The organism is Flagellimonas sp. L-11 (assembly GCF_056857735.1).
In genome coordinates, this window is record NZ_JBSXNR010000034.1 from 16,274 (window position 1) to 33,976 (window position 17,703).

Sequence of the window (17,703 nt, forward strand, 5' to 3'; positions counted from 1 at the left end):
AATACCAAAGTACTTGTACTCCTTCATTTATTTGCTCTTCAATTGACGGATGCGAGAAAAAGCGTGTCCTTCTTAATTATTTAAACGGAAAAAAGTAAGGGATTACAAAAGTGGCGGCAATCCAAATAACGATATTAAGCGGTGTACCTACCTTTAAAAAATCGTTGAACCTGTAGTTTCCCGGCGCATAGACCATGGTATTGGTGGGATAGCTTACGGGCGTCATAAAAGTAAGGGAGCAGGCGAACATCACCGCTACCAAAAAAGGCCGTTCACTCACCTCCATTGCCGAGGCAAGACTGATTACTATCGGGGTCATAAGGGCCGCTGTGGCCTTGCTGGAGAGTACGTTGGTGCTCAAAAAAGTGACCAAGTACAAAATGCTCAGGGTAACTTGGGCATCATAACTTCCCAGGGTCTGCTCTATAAAAAGGGCTATTTTTTCGGCCCCTCCGGTTTTTTCAAGGGCCGTTCCCATGGAAAGCACGCCTGCCATCATAAAAATAACCTTCCATTCCACTGCTTCGTAAGCTTCTTTTGGTTTTAAGGTAGAAGTGGCCACCAATAACAGAGCGCCAACCATACTGCTGATCAAAATAGAGGTGAGGTTAAGTGATGCCGCAAGCACTACTCCCACGGCAATAACAAGGGCAGGAATGGCTTTTTTTAAATTGACTTTCCCGTGCTTGTGCTCGGAAAGGGCCACCACCAAGTTCTGGGCAACCAATGCATCCACATCGGCCTCGGTGCCCAAAATCAGTAACATGTCTCCTTCGGTCAGCTTTACATCGGCGAGCTTTTCATACAAAATCTCCCCACGTTGCCTTATGGCCAAGACCGAGCCATTGTATTGTCTCCTAAAGTTAAGGGAGCGAAGGGAGCCCTCCGTCAGTTTGGAGCCAAAGGGAACAATAACCTCATAAATGTGTTTCTCAAGTTCTGCTTCGTCCAACTTTTTGTCCCCCGTGATCTTATATCCTTTTAGGCTTCGGATGCCGTTGAGTGCTTTCGGGGGAATCATAACTTTCATTACATCCCCTTCCAATATAAATGTTTCAGGGCCAATACTTTGCTTGTGCGACCCCTCCCTCAATATGGTCAATACCTGCACATTGTGATCATTGACCAATTTGGACATGTGCAACGGTTTTTTGCTGTCGGGGCAATCCATTTCCACCAGTAATTCGGTAATGTACTTTTCCGCTTCTTTGGTAAGTGGGTTCTGCTCCTTTTCTGCCTTGGGCAACAGAAGGGGTGCCACAAAAAAGATGTAGACAAAACCAATTACGGCCAAACAAAGTGCCGCCCAACTAAATTCGAACATCCCAAAACCCTCCACTCCATATTCTTCGGCATAACTACTCACTAAAATATTAGTGGAAGTCCCGATCAAGGTACAGGTACCGCCAAAAAGTGCCGAAAACGATATTGGGATCAACAACATGCCCGGGGTTATTTTGGTTTCCCTACAAACGGTAAGGGCAATGGGCAAAAGCAGGGCCACTACTGCGGAATCGTTCACAAAAGCGGAAAACATACCCGCAATAAGGCAAAATGTGATCAGGGCAATACTGTAATGTATTTTGGCCAGCTTTATGATCCTATGGCTAAGACCATCCAAGATTCCTGAATTGAACACCCCTGCACTTACCACGAACATGCACCCAAGTGTTAAGGTGGCCGGGTGGTTAAAGCCCGAAAAACCTTCTTTGGGACTAAGGACGCCCGCCACTATGAACAGGGCCATAATGATAATGGAAGTGGTGTCTATAGAAAAATAGTCCTTTACAAAAAGGACAATCCCTATGCAGATGATTACAATGGTAATGATCAGATCGCTGTCCATGGTGTCCCTAATTTACAATTCTCTTCGTTGTTCGGCCACCCTTTTTCTGTTCCGATTCGGTCAATGATGAGTAAAACCGTGAACTAAACCAATTTCGCCTCTTCTACAGAAAACTATCTTAATCCGTTTTGGGATTTTCTTCCTTTTTTGCCACTTCTATCTCTTTGCCTAAATAAACTAGCTTGTAGCCTTCACCCTTTGGAGTAAAGTCCTTGCTGTTCGCCGGAATGATCTCAATGCTTCCATCGGGCGATTTGGTGAACAATGGAACAATGTCGCGTTCTTCGTAGGTAATATCGATCAACTTGTCGTAGTGCTCCTTATCCTCCAATTCAATTTCGTGGATGACCGGATGTTTTCGTACAGTGTCCATCAGTTGGATAAAATCATCCGTATGGGAAAAGAGCCCTTCCTTTGGGTTGTTCTCTGGATCATTTACCTCTTCGGTATTTACCAAACGGAAGGCTCCGTTTTCACCAAATTGTTTTTGGAATTTGTTGATCGCAAACTTGTTAATATCAGAGTTTCCTGTAAGCGCCATTAAATACCCCATGTCGTTCAACTCAATATTGTCTGCAAGCGTATCGGAAAAAATATTGGCCGAAATAGCCTCCAAACCTAGCTTTTTTGCTTTATCAACATTGTTTTGGTTGTTGTCTATGAGCACTACGTGCCTATTGTTTTTCCTCAAATAATTACCGATGAGTCGGGATAGTTTGGATGCGCCAATAATTAAAATGCCTTCGGATTTTTTTAAGAACACACCAACTAGCTTGGCAAACAAACGTGCCGTGGTAGCATTTAATAGTACCGTGCCCAAAACAATCATAAAAACCAAAGGGGTAATGTATTCGGCCCCCGGCTCTCCCCTTAACATCAATTTAGAGCCAAAAAGCGAAGCAATACCCGCAGCAACGATCCCTCGTGGACCGACCCAGCCAATAAAAAGTTTCTCGTTGAGTTTTAAGTTGGATCCCTGCGAACTTAAAAACACCCCCAAGGGCCGTATTATAAATACGATCACTGCAAAAAGAGCGACCGTGTTCCAGTTGTAGATCAGCTCCATGTCGCTAATATTGATGTTGGCCGCCAATAGGATAAATAGAATCGAAATCAACAACACACTAAGGGATTCCTTAAAATAAAGCAGTTCTTTAAGATTGGGAAGGTTCATATTTCCCATGACCATACCCATGACCACCACGGCCAACAGACCGGATTCGTGGGCAAACAGGTCCGACTCCACATAAACAAGGAGTACGGTAGACAAGGAAACCACGTTCAACAAATAATGTGGAATAAAATTCTTTTTTATGGCAAAAGCCAGGGCGTGGGCGAACGTAAACCCAAAAGTGGTCCCGAACAGAATAATTTTACCAAACTCGATGAGCGCTGTTTGCGTAAACGCCTGTCCTTCACCAACACTGATGAATTCAAAAACCAATACGGCAACCAGTGCTCCGATGGGATCGATCAGGATTCCCTCCCATTTTAGCACGGCCGACACGTCTTTTTTAAGGGGAATGTTTCTTAAAATAGGTGTAATAACCGTAGGTCCGGTAACAATGATCAGCCCAGAGAACAAAAATGAAATTTGCCACGACAGCCCAAAAATATAGTGTGCCGCAACACCGGCCCCAAAAAATGTGACTATGGTTCCAATGGTGATCAATTTGGTGATTACGGGCCCTACGTTGGATATTTCTGCCCGTTTAAGGGTAAGGCCGCCCTCAAAAAGAATAACGCTAATGGCCAAGGACACAAAATAATAAAGCCCTTCTCCCGGGAACAGCCCTTTTTCGCCGTTCCAGATGGGCTCTATTAATTTTGACCCATCTTCTGTGTATAAGGTTGCGATGGGGCCCACCAACAATCCTATCAAAATCAAAGGCAAAATTGCGGGTAATTTAAACCGCCAAGCCACCCATTGGGCAATAATACCTAGAATTATAATTCCGGCGAGTTCGACCATGTTCCAAGTTTTGTGGAAATTTAATGTTTTTCTTTTAGATAATCGTTCTTCTCCGGGGTCACCAACCAGATTGGAGAAGCCTTAAGGGTGGAAACCTTGCCATATTTAACAGTACTCATCCCATTTTTGTTAAAATACGGCCAATATGTCCTTATTTTTTCCGCATTTGGACTGTGCTTTTGTTATTTTGCAGGCCATTTTATTTTCTAAATGACAATTTATCCCATAGAGACCGGTAATTTTAAGTTGGATGGAGGCGCCATGTTCGGCGTGGTTCCCAAGTCTATTTGGAACAGAACCAATCCTGCAGATGGCAATAACATGATCGATCTTGCAGCCCGTTGCCTTTTGATCGAAGATGGGGACAGGCTTATTTTGATTGATAATGGTCTGGGCAACAAACAATCCGAAAGGTTTTTTAGCTATTACTACCTCTGGGGCGATCACTCCTTGGACAAATCCTTAAAAAACCTCGGATTTCATCGTGATGATGTTACCGATGTGTTTTTGACCCATCTGCACTTTGATCATTGTGGAGGCAGTATCCAGTGGAACAAAGACCGCACCGGGTATGAGCCGGCCTTTAAAAATGCCCGTTTTTGGACCAACAAAGACCACTGGGAATGGGCCACCAAACCCAATGCCCGGGAAAAAGCTTCATTTTTAAAAGAGAACCTATTGCCCATGCAGGAAAGCGGACAGCTTCATTTTGTGGACAGAAAAGAAGGTTCCTTTGTGGAAAAGTCCGAACTCGGTTTCGGTATCCACTTCGTGGATGGTCATACCGATAAGCAAATGCTCCCTCACCTAAACTATAAGGGCAAATCCTTGGTTTTTGTGGCCGACCTAATTCCGACCGTGGGCCATATCCCCCTGCCCTATGTGATGGGGTACGATACCCGCCCTTTACTGACCTTAAAAGAAAAATCTGATTTTTTAAATGCTGCCGTGGAAAACGATTGGCTCTTGCTCTTTGAGCACGATGCCCACAACCAAATATGTACTCTTAAACAAACCGAAAAAGGAGCTCGTTTGGATCAGCTGTTTTCCTATGACGAACTATTCAAAATGCAATAACCTTTCACTTTTTACAAATACATTCTATGAATCGCACATATAACAAACTATCATTCTTATCCCTATCTGCCGCCCTATTTTTAATGGGTTGCGGATCTACCGCATTGGTCTCTACCCCTGTGGAGAACATTGATGCCGTTCCCTTAAAAATTTCTGAGCTTACCGAAGCGGAGAAAAAAAATTGGGGCCACCTCGACCTTATTGCGGACACCATTCCCGGCATGAGCGTGGACAAAGCCTATAACGAAATCATAAAGAACAAAAAGGGGAAAACCGTTGTAGTGGCCGTTTTGGATTCGGGCATGGATTTGGAGCACGAAGATCTAAAGAGTGTTCTTTGGACAAACACCGATGAAATCCCCAACAACAACAAGGATGATGATGGCAATGGTTATGTGGACGATATACACGGCTATAACTTTTTAGGAGAGTCCTATAATGAACAATTGGAATACGTCCGCATGCTTCGATTGAACATTGGTGATGCATCCGAAAGAGCGGAGGCCAGGCTTTTATTGGACAAGGAATATCCCGAAGCGGTTCAGAACAAACAACAGTACGAACAAATATTTCAGGTGGTAAAAGGTGCGGACGAACTTGTAAGGAGCGAACTTGGGAAAGAAACCTACACGAAGGAAGACTTGATTTCCATTGAGCCCAAAACCACGCAAATGGAACAGAGTGTTTCGGTGTTGACCCAAATGTTCACCTATGGCGATAGTATTCCTGAAGTATTGGACGAACTCCAAGAAGGCATTAAATACTTTTCCGAACAAGCCAATTACAACCTCAACAAAGATTTCAATGGTAGAACCCCTGTGGGCGATGATCCTTATGATATTACGGACGTTCCCTACGGTAATGGCAACCCAAAAAACATAGTGGATACCGAAAGCCACGGAACCCACGTAGCTGGAATTATCGCTGCCAAGCGTAACAACGGAATTGGTGTCGACGGAGTGGCCCAGAATGTGGAGATTATGAGTATTAGGGCCGTTCCCAATGGTGATGAATACGATAAGGACATTGCCCTCGGCATTCGCTATGCTGTGGACAATGGTGCGTCCATCATCAACTGTAGCTTTGGAAAGTCCTTTTCCCCTAAAGCGGAATGGGTTTACGATGCCATAAAATATGCAGCTTCCAAAGATGTTCTTATTGTTCACGCCGCAGGTAACGACGGTGAAGACTTGGAAAGCCCTGAAAACAGAAATTATCCAAACGATGATATGGATGAAAGTCAGGAGTTTGTGGACAATATGATTACTGTTGGGGCACTTTCCAGCAGCTATGGGTCTGAGATGGTGGCCTCTTTTTCCAATTATGGAAACCAGCGTGTTGATGTATTCGCTCCTGGTGCCGAGATTTACTCTACCATGCCCAATAGTGAATATGAGTTTCAAGGCGGAACTTCAATGGCTGCCCCGGCAGTTGCCGGTGTTGCAGCGCTGATCCGTTCTTTTCACCCAGATTTGTCCGCATCACAGGTAAAAAACATCATCATGCAGTCTGGTCTTAGAACAAAAAGACCGGTTATTGTAGCGGGTGACGAGACCAAAACCACCACTTTCGATAAAATTTCTAAATCCGGCAAAATGGTCAATGCCTATAATGCCTTAATTTTGGCAAACAACATCTCAAAAGGTAAAATGACCTTGGAAAGTAATTCAAAATAATATATGAAGCGTTTACAATCCCTCTTTTTTACAGCCTTTTTCGGGGCCACTCTTTTTTTAAGTGCACAAAATTCGCGCAGTTGGCAACAGCATGTGGATTATACCATGGACGTACAAATGGATGTGAAAACATACCAGTACACCGGTACCCAAAAATTGGTTTACACCAATAACTCTCCGGATGAATTGAGCCGTGTTTTTTATCATTTGTACTACAATGCCTTTCAGCCCGGCAGTGAAATGGATATCAGGCTCCAAAACATCAAAGACCCGGATAAAAGGATGATGGAAGACGGGAAAAGCAGGATCGCATCGCTTTCTGAAGATGAAATGGGGTATTTGCATGCCAAATCCCTAGCACAGGACGGTCAACCCGTTACTTTTACCGAAGAAGGAACCATTCTTGTGGTGGATTTGGCGAAACCTATTCCCCCAGGAGGAAAAACGACCTTGGAAATGTCCTTTGAAGGTCAAGTTCCCCTTCAAATAAGGCGTTCGGGAAGAAACAGTAAAGAAGGTGTTGCGCTTTCCATGAGCCAATGGTACCCCAAACTTTCGGAATACGATTTTGAAGGATGGCACCCAAACCCTTATATAGCCCGTGAATTCCATGGCGTGTGGGGCGATTTTGATGTAAAAATCACTTTGGACAAAGATTACACGGTCGGAGGCTCTGGATATCTTCAAAACCCACAAGAAATTGGACATGGTTATGAAACGCCCGGTACCAAAGTAAAAACCAAAGGCAAAACATTGACCTGGCACTTTAAAGCACCCAAAGTACACGATTTTATGTGGGCGGCCGACCCGGAATATATCCACGATGTTTATAAAATGGAAGACGGCCCAACCCTTCATTTCTTGTACAAAGACAACCCAGAATTCAATGAAAACTGGGAAAAACTTCAGCCTAAAACGGCGGAAGCCATGACGTTTTTTAGTAAAAATATTGGCAAATACCCTTACGAACAATATTCCGTGGTTCAAGGCGGTGATGGTGGAATGGAGTATGCCATGAGCACTTTGATTACCGGCGAACGCGAATTTGGCAGTTTGGTCGGGGTAATGGTGCACGAAATGGCACATTCTTGGTTCCAACATGTACTGGCGACCAACGAATCCAAACACGAGTGGATGGACGAGGGCTTCACTTCCTTTATCAGTAGCCTGTGCATGAACCAAATTATGGAACAGAACAAGCAAAACCCTTTCGAGGGGTCGTATAGGGGCTATTATGCCTTGGTCAACTCCGGTTTGGAAATGCCACAGTCCACCCATGCCGATAGATACACTACGAATTTTGCTTATGGCGTTTCAGCTTACAGCAAAGGATCCATATTCCTTTCTCAACTGGGGTACATAATTGGTCAAGATAAACTAATGGAGACCATTCAAAAATATTTCGAAGACTTTAAGTTTAAGCACCCTGTGCCCAACGACATTAAAAGAACAGCAGAAAAAGTATCGGGAATGGAACTTGATTGGTACTTGACCGATTGGACACAGACAACCAATACCATTGATTACGGTATTAAAAGTGTTGAGGCCGATGGGGACAAGACCAAGGTAACCATGGAGCGCATCGGTGAAATGCCCATGCCTTTGGATATTTTGGTCGTGGGCGCCGATGGAACACAAGAAACTTACTATGTGCCATTGCGCATGACGTATGGGGAAAAAGATAACCCTTACCCCAACCTAAATCGCACTGTTTTGGAGGATTGGCCCTGGGCTTACCCAACTTACGAGTTTACGTTGGATATGCCTTTGGACGATGTTCAGGCCATTATGATAGACCCATCGCAATTGATGGCCGATGTGGATGGGGAAAACAACGTATATCAGGCAGAGGAATAAGCCCCTCTTTCATATTAACCATAATCAAGGGTGGCCGATTGTGCCGCCCTTTTTGGTTCACATCAAAAATCTATTTTCTTTTTATGATTGACCTTAGGGGTGTTCTCCGCCAAATATTCTTGATATATTTAGGTCCTCAATCGCTTTGAAAAACAAGATTATTCCAGATAACCCCAAGTTGAAAGCGTTTGCAAAACAACTACGTAAACACAGCACACTTTCTGAAGTCCTGCTATGGCAAAAAATAAAGCAGCGAGCTTTGGGTGTACAATTCCATCGGCAAGTTCCATTGCTTGAGTATATTGTGGATTTTTATTGCCACGAATTGCTGCTCGCTATTGAAATTGATGGAGTTTCCCATGAATTTAAGTATGATAAGGATGTACAAAGAGGGCAACAACCAGAAAAAGTAGGCGTACATTTGGTTCGCTTACAGGATAGTGAGGTTAAAAACAATATGTTTGGTGTTTTGATGACCTTACAAGAAGTCGTATCTGATATGCAAAGTGAAAAACCTTATTCAAAAAAAGAAAAAACTCCCCTAAGGTCCCCTCAAGGGGACACTTCCTTTCCCAAAAAAGAAAAGCTCACCAACAAAAAAATGTTCGAAGCGCTTTTTACGGAAGGTAAAAATCTGCGTGAATTCCCTTTAAAGTTGATTTACCTCAACACCCATGTTAAAGATGAGGTGCCTGTAAAAGTTGCTGTGGTCGCCCCCAAAAGGCAATTCAAATCCGCAGTGGACCGCAACCGCATCAAGCGGCTTTTAAGGGAGGCTTACCGGCGCAACAAGCCCCTCATTTTTAACAACATTGAGGGAAATTATGCGTTCATATTTTTATACCTTGGCAAGAAGACCCCAAGTTTTAATGAAGTTGATGCAGCCATGAAAAAGCTGTTAGAGGCCTTTATAAAAAAAGAATTCCATGAAAAGATTGATTAAAAAACAGGTTTTGATTCCCGTTTTGGCACTTGCCGTTTTGGTTGGTGCCAGCAGTTTTAAAAGTGACTTTTTTGAGATTGCCAAACAAATAGAAATCTTTACTACGCTCTTTAAGGAACTCAACATGAACTATGTAGATGAGACCAACCCCGCAGAGCTGATGGATTCCGCTATAAAAAACATGTTGAATGAACTGGATCCCTATACCCAGTTTTTGAACGAGCAGGATGTTGAATCCTACAAAATCAACAATTCGGGAGAGTATTCGGGCATTGGTGCCCTTGTTCGATCTTACGAAAACAAATTGGTGGTGGTTGAGCCCTATCAAGGGTATGCCGCCGATAAGGCCGGCCTAAAGGCCGGGGATGAAATTATTAAAATTGGGGAGACCTTGGTTGCCGATTTTGATGATAATGCCGGAGAGCTCCTAAAAGGGGCCAACAACTCTTCGGTTGATGTCACCTTTTTAAGACAAGGGGAAACCAAGACCGCAACCATTACCCGCGAAGGTGTAGAGGTAGATGCCGTTCCCTTTTACGATATGATCGATGACAAAACGGGGTATATCGTATTGTCGCGCTTTAACAGGAAAGCTTCCAAACAAACCCAATTGGCCATACAGGACCTAAAAGGCCGGGGTGCAGAAAAATTGGTGTTGGACCTTAGGGGAAACCCCGGAGGACTATTATCCGAAGCCATCAATGTAACCAACCTTTTTGTGCCCAAGGGAGAGTTGATCGTGACCACGAAATCCAAGGTAAAAAAGTTCAATCAGGAATACAGAACCAAAAACAAGCCAGAAGATGAAGAGATTCCCCTTGTTGTCCTGATAGATGGAAAAAGTGCTTCGGCCAGTGAAATTGTTTCGGGCGGACTTCAGGATTTGGACCGTGCCGTAATTGTTGGGGCCCGAAGTTTTGGAAAAGGTTTGGTGCAACGCCCCTTAAAACTTACTTACGGGACACAATTAAAAGTAACCATATCAAGATATTACACCCCTTCCGGCAGATGTATCCAGTCGTTGGACTATTGGAACCGTGATGCACAGGGCAATGCAGTTCGAAACACCAATTTTAAAGAATTCACCACCAGAAACGGGCGAAAAGTATGGGATGGTGGAGGAGTAATGCCAGACATTACCATTGAATCCTTAAAAACCAACTCCCTTATTGATGCGTTGGAGGAAAACAATATCGTTTTTGATTTTGCCACGGATTATTTCTACGACCACAATTTTGATTCGGTGGATGATTTTAATTTTTCCGATGGTGATTATAATGCATTTAAAACCTATGCCCAAGAAAAGAACTTCTCCTATCAGACCAAAACGGAAAAGCTTTTGGAAGAATCCATTAATGGTGACAACATCTTATTGGGGGGCGATGTCCAAGAAAAGTACAAAGACCTTCTTTTGGCCGTAAATAAAGGTAAAATAACCGCTTTGGACACCTTTAAAAAGGAAATCCAAAAGAAGTTGGAAGATGAGATCATAACCCGATACTTTTACCGGGATGGGCTTTACAAATACTATTTGGATCATGACGATGCCATATTGACCGCAAAAGAATTGTTGTCCAATAATTCCAAATACGCTGCAATTTTAAAGTAGGGTGTTGTTTCTTCGGTTCGTCTATCAATCCATATACCGCATTCATCAAACCAAATACGGCAATTATCAAATGACTTGACATTAATCGTCCGGTATTCACTAATTTTCCTTTGGATAGTTGTTACAGCTCTTTTTAGCAAATAATGCTTATGGCAAAAATTGATCGGGAAGAAATACAGACCATAAGCCAGCTAAGTAATTGGTCAAAAAGCGGGATTTCAAAGGCCTTGCTCCACCATATTCATGCCGATAAGACCGCTTGTAAGCGTTTTTTATCGCGCTGTTCCTGGGTCTGGGCCTTATCGAGGCGCTTATTGTTTTGTTTTTTGGTCTTGTTGCCATTGGCAAAAACGGGCTTGTTCCCATATCCAAAAAAATGGTGGGGCATACGTATTGGTGCAGCATCCTGTTTTTTTCAAGAAGGGGAAGCGGAAAAGTGTGAAAACGCCAAATACGGCGGCCTAAAGATAGATGCAGAAGGAAACAGCATCTTGATAGGTTTATATGACGATACCCTAAAAAAGATAGAATAAATCCTATTTTTGGGCATGCAAAAACTCAAAGTGTGTGAACTTTTTGCCGGAGTTGGCGGTTTTCGGTTGGGATTGGAAAATACAGGACACTATTCCGTTGTGTGGAGCAATCAATGGGAGCCCTCTACCAAAATACAGCATGCTTCTTTGGTTTATGAGGCACGGTTTGGAACAGAAAATCACTCCAACACCAATATTGAAAATGTGGAAACCTCCGAAATTCCCGACCACGACATGCTTGTTGGCGGGTTTCCCTGTCAAGATTATTCCGTGGCCACATCTTTGAAAAACTCCAAGGGCCTTATTGGTAAAAAGGGTGTGCTGTGGTGGTCCATCCATCGAATTCTTTCCGAGAAAACGAACAAACCAAAATATCTTTTTTTGGAAAATGTGGATCGCCTGTTAAAATCCCCTTCTTCCCAAAGAGGCCGGGATTTTGCCGTGATGCTCCGCAGTTTATCGGATTTGGGCTATGCTGTGGAATGGCGCGTAATAAATGCGGCCGAATATGGAATGCCACAGCGCCGAAGGCGCGTTTTTTTTATGGCGTATTTTAAGGGAACCCCTATTTTTAAAAAACTCCTAAAGTCCCGCCCAAAAGACTGGATTTTGAAAGAAGGAACTATTTCTGCTGCTTTTCCGGTCGACCAAACAGCACAAAATTTGGTTTCCTTTGATTTGGAGGAAGATGTAGTGGCTTTGTCCCATAACTTCAACCCAGAAAAAGGCCTTTCCCCATTTTTAAACTCTGGGGTTTGTGTTAATGGAAAAGTATCTACCCTAAAAACGGCTCCTTCTTACGATGGAAAAAGAACGGTACTCTCCGAAATTTTGGAAAAGGGCTCCATTCATCCAGAATATTATATTGATGCTGCCGATTTGCCCAAATGGGAATATTTAAAGGGCGGCAAAAAAGAAATACGCAAGACCAAAGCAGGTTTTGCGTACAATTACAGCGAGGGAAGCATGGTTTTTCCCGATGCGCTGGATCAACCTTCCAGAACCATAATAACCGGCGAGGGCGGTAAATCCCCATCCCGGTTTAAGCACGTGGTCCAAACCTCCAAGGGACTGCGAAGACTTTTACCTGTTGAATTGGAACGGTTGAACATGTTTCCGGATAATCACACCCAAGTAGATGGCATTTCGGATGCCAAACGTGCCTTTTTTATGGGCAACGCTCTTGTGGTGGGCATTGTGGAACAACTCGGTGCTTCACTGTTCCGGAAAATTTCTGAATTTGAAAAGCAAGTTCAAAGCTGATCTATCCAAAGAAAACAATTGGCCCCTTTACTGGATGCTTATTACCAAAAACACACAGTTTTACGCTTTGGTCACCAGCATGTATTCGGATGAGGATGGTGTATATACCTCTTGCAACATCACTTTTGTGAATCGCAAAAAGCAAGGCAAAATAAATGTGAATCAACTAGATGCCAAAACTGAAGGATATCTGTTGTTTTCCACAAAAAACAAATCGGAAAAGCCTGTAAACCTTATTCTTAAGTTGGATTATTTGGAACAGATCGGTGTGGCGAAGAGGTTGGGTTTGAATAAGATGACTGCAAACATTTGTCATTCCCTCAACATTCTCCTATGCGGAATACCGTCTTCCAAATATTCTTCGCCAAAGGCATTAAAACCTAGTTCCGTGTAGAACTTTAATAGATAGGATTGTGCGGAAATTTCGATGGCTTTGTGCGGAAATCTTTGATCAATAGCGGCCAAGGAGGTTTGCATTATCTGCTTGCCCAATCCGAATTTGCGTTGATTTTTGCTCACAACTACCCGGCCTATGCTTACATTATCAAAATAATCCCCAGGTTTAAAAATCCTTGTGTAAGCCACTACTCCATCATTTTTGATACCTATTACATGTAGGGCTTTTTGATCTTTGTTGTCCACATCTTGGTACACACAGTCCTGTTCCACCACAAAAACCTCGCTGCGAAGGCGTAGAATTTGATAGAGTTCTTTGGTGGAGAGCTCTTCAAAGGTTTTTACCAATACTTCCATTAATCCTGAACTATTACATTTTTGGAATCGCACTTATCAAATTCGGGTTGAATATTTACATGGTTGATACCGTGTTTGTGATAGACGTGCTCCTCTATTTTTTCTAAAATCGCATCGAACTCGGAAAGGCGAATATCATTTTTAAAGTCGATGTGGGCCTCCATGTGGACTTCGTCTTCATTGAGCTGCCAAATGTGCACATGGTGTACGTTTTTTACCGGTTCTATGGTACAAATGGATTCTACAATATCTTGTATGACCACTGATTTTGGGGTAAAAAGCATCAATACCTTGGTCGATTCCTTCAAAAGGTCATATCCCATATAAATTAAGTAAACGCCGATAATCATGGTCAATAGGGCATCTACCCAAAAAATCTGAAAATATTTCATCAAAATACCGCCAATCAATACCGCTACGGACGCCATCATATCCGTAAGTAAATGCAAATAGGCGGATTTCATGTTCATGTTGTGCTCGGAATCCTTTTTCAATAACAACACGCTAAAGCCGTTACCCAAAATGGCAATCAAAGCCAGCCAAATTACCAGATTGGATTCAATTACTTGGGGCTCTAACAGTCGTTCTATGGCTTCTTTCATTAAAATAATGGCCACGATCACTAGGGTTGCCGCATTAATGAAGGCCGCCAAAATCTCGGCTCGTTTATACCCAAAGGTTTTGTGGCTGGATGCCTTCCGTTGTCCCAATCTCCTGGCACCATAACTAATCATTAAAGAGAGTACATCGCTAAAGTTGTGAAGTGCATCGGACAAGAGTGCCAAACTACCCGAGAGCAATCCCCCAATGATTTGGGCCAATGTAATGCCTATGTTAAGAACGATGGATATGAGCAAGTTTCCCCCTTTAAGGTCGGGATGCGCATGCGAATGTCCATGATTGTGATGATGGTGGTTACCCATAGGGTTTATCTACAAGGAATTTTTTCGATCCTACGTTCGTGCCTTCCGCCCTGAAACTTTGTGCTTAAAAAGGTTTCTACCATATCCAAAGCTTGGGGAAGCGATATAAATCGCGCTGGCAAGCTCAAAATATTGGCGTCGTTATGTTCTCTGGCCAATTGGGTTATTTCCTTGTTCCAGCAAAGTGCGCCACGAATATTTTTGTGTTTGTTAATGGTCATAGTGGCACCATTGCCACTACCACAAAGCACTATGCCAAAATCTACTTTTCCTTCGGCCACGTCGGTGGCTACGGGATGTGTGAAATCTGGATAATCCACACTATCGGTGCCGTCAGTGCCGTAATTTATAATTTCAATTCCTTTGGATTTCAAAAGACCTATAATAGCAAGTTTATAATCGGTTCCAGCGTGGTCGTTTCCTATGGCAATTTTCATGGTATTTGTATTAAAATGGGTACGTAACAAAGGTACAATATCTTTTAATGTTGTGCTGTTCATAAAATTGAGGAGATATTTTCATTGGGTTCACATACAATCAATTAACAATAACCCCGTTTTGTTAACTATTTGCATAAAACTATTGGTAACGAAATTTTGTTTTTCAATAAAATAGATCAGTAGGAATAATTATTTAATGTTCAGGTAATATTCCATTAAAAATTAATCAACCGTTATAAACCTTTTTTTGTGGGTAATTAACATTAAGGACACATTAACTTTTCAATAAATCGATGTTGATAAGGGTTGTTAAAAGCCGTGGATAAAAAATATAAATGGTTGATTCTTAATTTTCTTGTATTCTGACAAATTGTGAACAACATATTTTGATCGTTCAAAGCAACTTTTTCCCTAATATTTTATTCCACATTTCAACGATCAATCATAATCATCATTTTAATTAAATTTAAAAAAGAAGAAAAAATATAATATTGATAATTGTTGATAAAGTTGACATTGTTTTGGATTACTCTTCCTTTCCTTGTTGCTCAAGGATTATAATTCGTATTTTTCAAAAAAAATAAGGACGTTAATGTCAAAGAAAAAGAAGAGAGCTGGGAGTCAGCGAAAGAATGAAATTACGAAGGGCATTTTTACCGTACTTGAAAAAGAGCCATCAAAAACCTTCAATTACAAGCAAATAGCTTCAAAATTAGGTATTTCCGATACCCAAGATAGAAACCTTTTGATCAAGCGTTTGGGGCAGTTAAAGGCCAGCGAACGAATTGTTGAGCCCGAAAGGGGCAAGTATCAAAAAAAACCATCGCTCCATACGTATTTTACAGGAAGGGTAGATCTTACCACAAGTGGCAATGCCTATATTGTGGTGGATGAGCTGGAGGATGACATCTTTGTTCAGAACAATAATTTGAACAGGGCCTTCCATGGTGATACGGTCGAAGTATTTCTCAAACCAAGGCGTAAGAGCAAGAAAATGGAGGGCGAGGTTTCCAAAGTACTTGAAAGAAAAAAAACATCTTATGTTGGCATTGTGGACAAGCAAGCTCGGTTTGCATTTGTTCGGCCTACGGATTCCAGAATGTACACCGATATTTTTGTGCCCTTGGAAAAGCTTAAAAAAGCGAATAATGGTGATAAGGTATTGGTTAGCCTTGGAGATTGGCCGGGTGATGCCGATTCCCCTTATGGTGAAGTGATCGAGGTACTGGGGAGACCAGGTGAACACCATACCGAAATACACGCCATATTGGCCGAATACGGATTGCCGAATGAGTTCCCCTATGAAGTGGAACAGTTTGCCAAAACCTTGGATACCAGTATAAAGGAATCTGAAATTGCGAAGCGCAGGGATATGCGCGATGTACTCACTTTTACCATAGACCCAAAAGATGCCAAGGATTTTGATGATGCGCTTTCCTTTCAAAAATTGGAAAATGGCAACTATGAAATAGGTATTCATATAGCGGATGTTTCGCATTATGTGCAACCCGATAGCATTCTGGAAGAAGAAGCCTATAATAGGGCCACTTCGGTATATTTGGTGGACCGTGTGGTTCCCATGTTGCCTGAAGTACTATCCAATAAAGCGTGTTCACTGCGCCCAAATGAAGAAAAATATACCTTTTCCGCCGTTTTTGAAATGGATCATAACGGCCGATTGGTAAAGCAGTGGTTCGGTAGGACAGCCATTAATTCCAACGAGCGATTTGCCTACGAAGAGGCACAGCATATTATCGAGACCCAGCAAAACAAGATTCCCAAGGAAATATCCATCAGGGATAAAGCCTATTCCGTTTCGGATGATGTGGTCGAAGCCGTACTCACTTTTGATAGATTGGCCAAGATTATGCGACAGGCCCGTATGGATGCCGGTGCCATCTCATTTGATAAAATTGAGGTGAAGTTCCACCTGTCCGAAAACAACGAACCCGTTGGCGTTTATTTTAAAGAAGCCAAGGAAGCCAATAAGCTGATCGAGGAGTTTATGCTCTTGGCCAATAGAAAAGTGGCAGAGTTTATCGGAAAGCAAAAGAAAACCTTTGTGTACCGAGTGCACGACAAGCCCGATGAGGATAAATTGATGGCCTTGAACGGCGTTATTTCCAGATTTGGACATAGTATCAATCTTAAGGATCCAAAGTCCATCAATCAGTCCCTAAACAAGTTGTTGGAAGATGTAAAGGGCAAAAAAGAGCAGAATTTGGTGGATACCCTGGCCATACGAAGTATGAGCAAGGCGATTTATACCACGGAGAACATTGGTCACTATGGATTGGGATTTGAATATTACACACATTTTACCTCTCCCATACGCCGTTATCCCGATGTGATGGTGCACCGATTGCTGCAGCATTATTTGGATAAGGAAAAAACACCAAAGGCCACCATGTACGAAGAAAAGTGCAAACATTCCTCGGATATGGAGCTATTGGCGGCCAATGCAGAACGGGATTCCATTAAATACATGCAGATAAAATTTATGGAAGACCACAAGGACCAAGAGTTCTTGGGCGTGATTTCCGGGGTTACCGAATGGGGCATTTATGTAGAGATTATCGAGAACAAATGCGAGGGTATGATCCGTATCCGCGATATTAAGGATGATTACTATGTGTTTGATGAACGCCAGTATGCCATTGTAGGGGAAAGAACAAAACGGATGTACCAATTGGGCGATGAAGTTTGTGTAATGGTTAAGAGTACTGATTTGATCAAACGCCATTTGGACTTTTCGTTGATCGGTAAAAAGGAATAATACTATTTTGGAATAAAATTTGTTATCCTATTGAG

13 protein-coding genes are annotated in these 17,703 nt (G+C 42.5%); 8 read left to right on the forward strand and 5 right to left on the reverse strand.

The features are described 5' to 3' along the window. Window positions 1-76 precede the first annotated feature (76 nt). Together AC13CC_RS04415 and AC13CC_RS04420 are read right to left on the reverse strand one after the other, a co-directional pair. Entirely contained in the window at window positions 77-1,846 is a 1,770-nt protein-coding gene (locus tag AC13CC_RS04415) for an SLC13 family permease (RefSeq protein ID WP_482876913.1), read from the reverse strand. Between the two features lie 118 nt (window positions 1,847-1,964). Then, on the reverse strand, window positions 1,965-3,818 hold the full coding sequence (locus AC13CC_RS04420) for a cation:proton antiporter (protein ID WP_482876914.1): 1,854 nt from the start codon (window positions 3,816-3,818) through the stop codon (window positions 1,965-1,967). A 210-nt stretch (window positions 3,819-4,028) separates the two neighbouring features. Between AC13CC_RS04420 and AC13CC_RS04425 the strand changes: the two genes are divergently transcribed. The 7 genes from AC13CC_RS04425 (at window position 4,029) to dcm (ending at window position 12,776) form a co-directional block, all read left to right on the forward strand. Continuing rightward, the gene (locus AC13CC_RS04425) at window positions 4,029-4,895 is read left to right on the forward strand and encodes an MBL fold metallo-hydrolase (RefSeq protein WP_482876915.1); all 867 of its coding nucleotides are present in this window, start codon (window positions 4,029-4,031) and stop codon (window positions 4,893-4,895) included. A 26-nt stretch (window positions 4,896-4,921) separates the two neighbouring features. Then, window positions 4,922-6,571 (forward strand): S8 family peptidase, encoded by a 1,650-nt coding sequence (locus AC13CC_RS04430; protein WP_482876917.1) that lies wholly within the window; start codon window positions 4,922-4,924, stop codon window positions 6,569-6,571. Window positions 6,572-6,574: 3 nt separating this feature from the next. Beyond that, the gene (locus AC13CC_RS04435; protein ID WP_482876918.1) at window positions 6,575-8,428 is read left to right on the forward strand and encodes a M1 family metallopeptidase; all 1,854 of its coding nucleotides are present in this window, start codon (window positions 6,575-6,577) and stop codon (window positions 8,426-8,428) included. Window positions 8,429-8,573: 145 nt separating this feature from the next. Then, on the forward strand, window positions 8,574-9,371 hold the full coding sequence (rnpA, locus tag AC13CC_RS04440) for a ribonuclease P protein component (protein ID WP_482876919.1): 798 nt from the start codon (window positions 8,574-8,576) through the stop codon (window positions 9,369-9,371). Continuing rightward, complete coding sequence (locus AC13CC_RS04445) at window positions 9,355-10,980, forward strand: S41 family peptidase (RefSeq protein ID WP_482876920.1); 1,626 nt, start codon at window positions 9,355-9,357, stop codon at window positions 10,978-10,980. Before rnpA ends, AC13CC_RS04445 begins: the two co-directional genes overlap by 17 nt. A 149-nt stretch (window positions 10,981-11,129) precedes the next feature. Then, complete coding sequence (locus AC13CC_RS04450) at window positions 11,130-11,513, forward strand: hypothetical protein (RefSeq protein ID WP_482876922.1); 384 nt, start codon at window positions 11,130-11,132, stop codon at window positions 11,511-11,513. A 15-nt stretch (window positions 11,514-11,528) separates the two neighbouring features. Then, entirely contained in the window at window positions 11,529-12,776 is a 1,248-nt protein-coding gene (gene dcm, locus AC13CC_RS04455; RefSeq protein ID WP_482876923.1) for a DNA (cytosine-5-)-methyltransferase, read from the forward strand. Window positions 12,777-13,088: 312 nt separating this feature from the next. Here dcm and AC13CC_RS04460 read toward each other — a convergent pair whose 3' ends face one another. Genes AC13CC_RS04460 through rpiB form a run of 3 tightly spaced genes read right to left on the reverse strand, consistent with a single transcriptional unit; the run spans window position 13,089 to window position 14,889 of the window. Continuing rightward, window positions 13,089-13,529, reverse strand: a complete 441-nt coding sequence (locus tag AC13CC_RS04460) for a GNAT family N-acetyltransferase (RefSeq protein ID WP_482876924.1) — start codon at window positions 13,527-13,529, stop codon at window positions 13,089-13,091. Continuing rightward, on the reverse strand, window positions 13,529-14,452 hold the full coding sequence (locus AC13CC_RS04465) for a cation diffusion facilitator family transporter (protein ID WP_482876926.1): 924 nt from the start codon (window positions 14,450-14,452) through the stop codon (window positions 13,529-13,531). The genes AC13CC_RS04460 and AC13CC_RS04465 overlap by 1 nt, the downstream gene beginning before the upstream one ends. A 5-nt stretch (window positions 14,453-14,457) precedes the next feature. Next, window positions 14,458-14,889 (reverse strand): ribose 5-phosphate isomerase B, encoded by a 432-nt coding sequence (rpiB, locus tag AC13CC_RS04470; RefSeq protein ID WP_326276603.1) that lies wholly within the window; start codon window positions 14,887-14,889, stop codon window positions 14,458-14,460. A 595-nt stretch (window positions 14,890-15,484) separates the two neighbouring features. On the opposite strand from rpiB, the gene rnr reads away from it, so the two are divergent. After that, window positions 15,485-17,668: a ribonuclease R gene (gene rnr / locus AC13CC_RS04475; protein WP_482876928.1), complete on the forward strand. Its 2,184-nt coding sequence runs from the start codon at window positions 15,485-15,487 to the stop codon at window positions 17,666-17,668. The last annotated feature ends 35 nt before the right edge of the window (window positions 17,669-17,703 follow it).

Coding starts and splice junctions, on each gene's coding strand:
- dcm (WP_482876923.1), top strand. CDS start 11,529: ATGCAAAAACTCAAAGTGTGTGAACTTTTTGCCGGAGTTGGCGGTTTT.
- AC13CC_RS04450 (WP_482876922.1), top strand. CDS start 11,130: ATGGCAAAAATTGATCGGGAAGAAATACAGACCATAAGCCAGCTAAGT.
- AC13CC_RS04420 (WP_482876914.1), bottom strand. CDS start 3,818: ATGGTCGAACTCGCCGGAATTATAATTCTAGGTATTATTGCCCAATGG.
- AC13CC_RS04445 (WP_482876920.1), top strand. CDS start 9,355: ATGAAAAGATTGATTAAAAAACAGGTTTTGATTCCCGTTTTGGCACTT.
- AC13CC_RS04460 (WP_482876924.1), bottom strand. CDS start 13,529: ATGGAAGTATTGGTAAAAACCTTTGAAGAGCTCTCCACCAAAGAACTC.
- AC13CC_RS04435 (WP_482876918.1), top strand. CDS start 6,575: ATGAAGCGTTTACAATCCCTCTTTTTTACAGCCTTTTTCGGGGCCACT.
- AC13CC_RS04425 (WP_482876915.1), top strand. CDS start 4,029: ATGACAATTTATCCCATAGAGACCGGTAATTTTAAGTTGGATGGAGGC.
- AC13CC_RS04465 (WP_482876926.1), bottom strand. CDS start 14,452: ATGGGTAACCACCATCATCACAATCATGGACATTCGCATGCGCATCCC.
- AC13CC_RS04430 (WP_482876917.1), top strand. CDS start 4,922: ATGAATCGCACATATAACAAACTATCATTCTTATCCCTATCTGCCGCC.
- AC13CC_RS04415 (WP_482876913.1), bottom strand. CDS start 1,846: ATGGACAGCGATCTGATCATTACCATTGTAATCATCTGCATAGGGATT.
- rpiB (WP_326276603.1), bottom strand. CDS start 14,889: ATGAAAATTGCCATAGGAAACGACCACGCTGGAACCGATTATAAACTT.
- rnr (WP_482876928.1), top strand. CDS start 15,485: ATGTCAAAGAAAAAGAAGAGAGCTGGGAGTCAGCGAAAGAATGAAATT.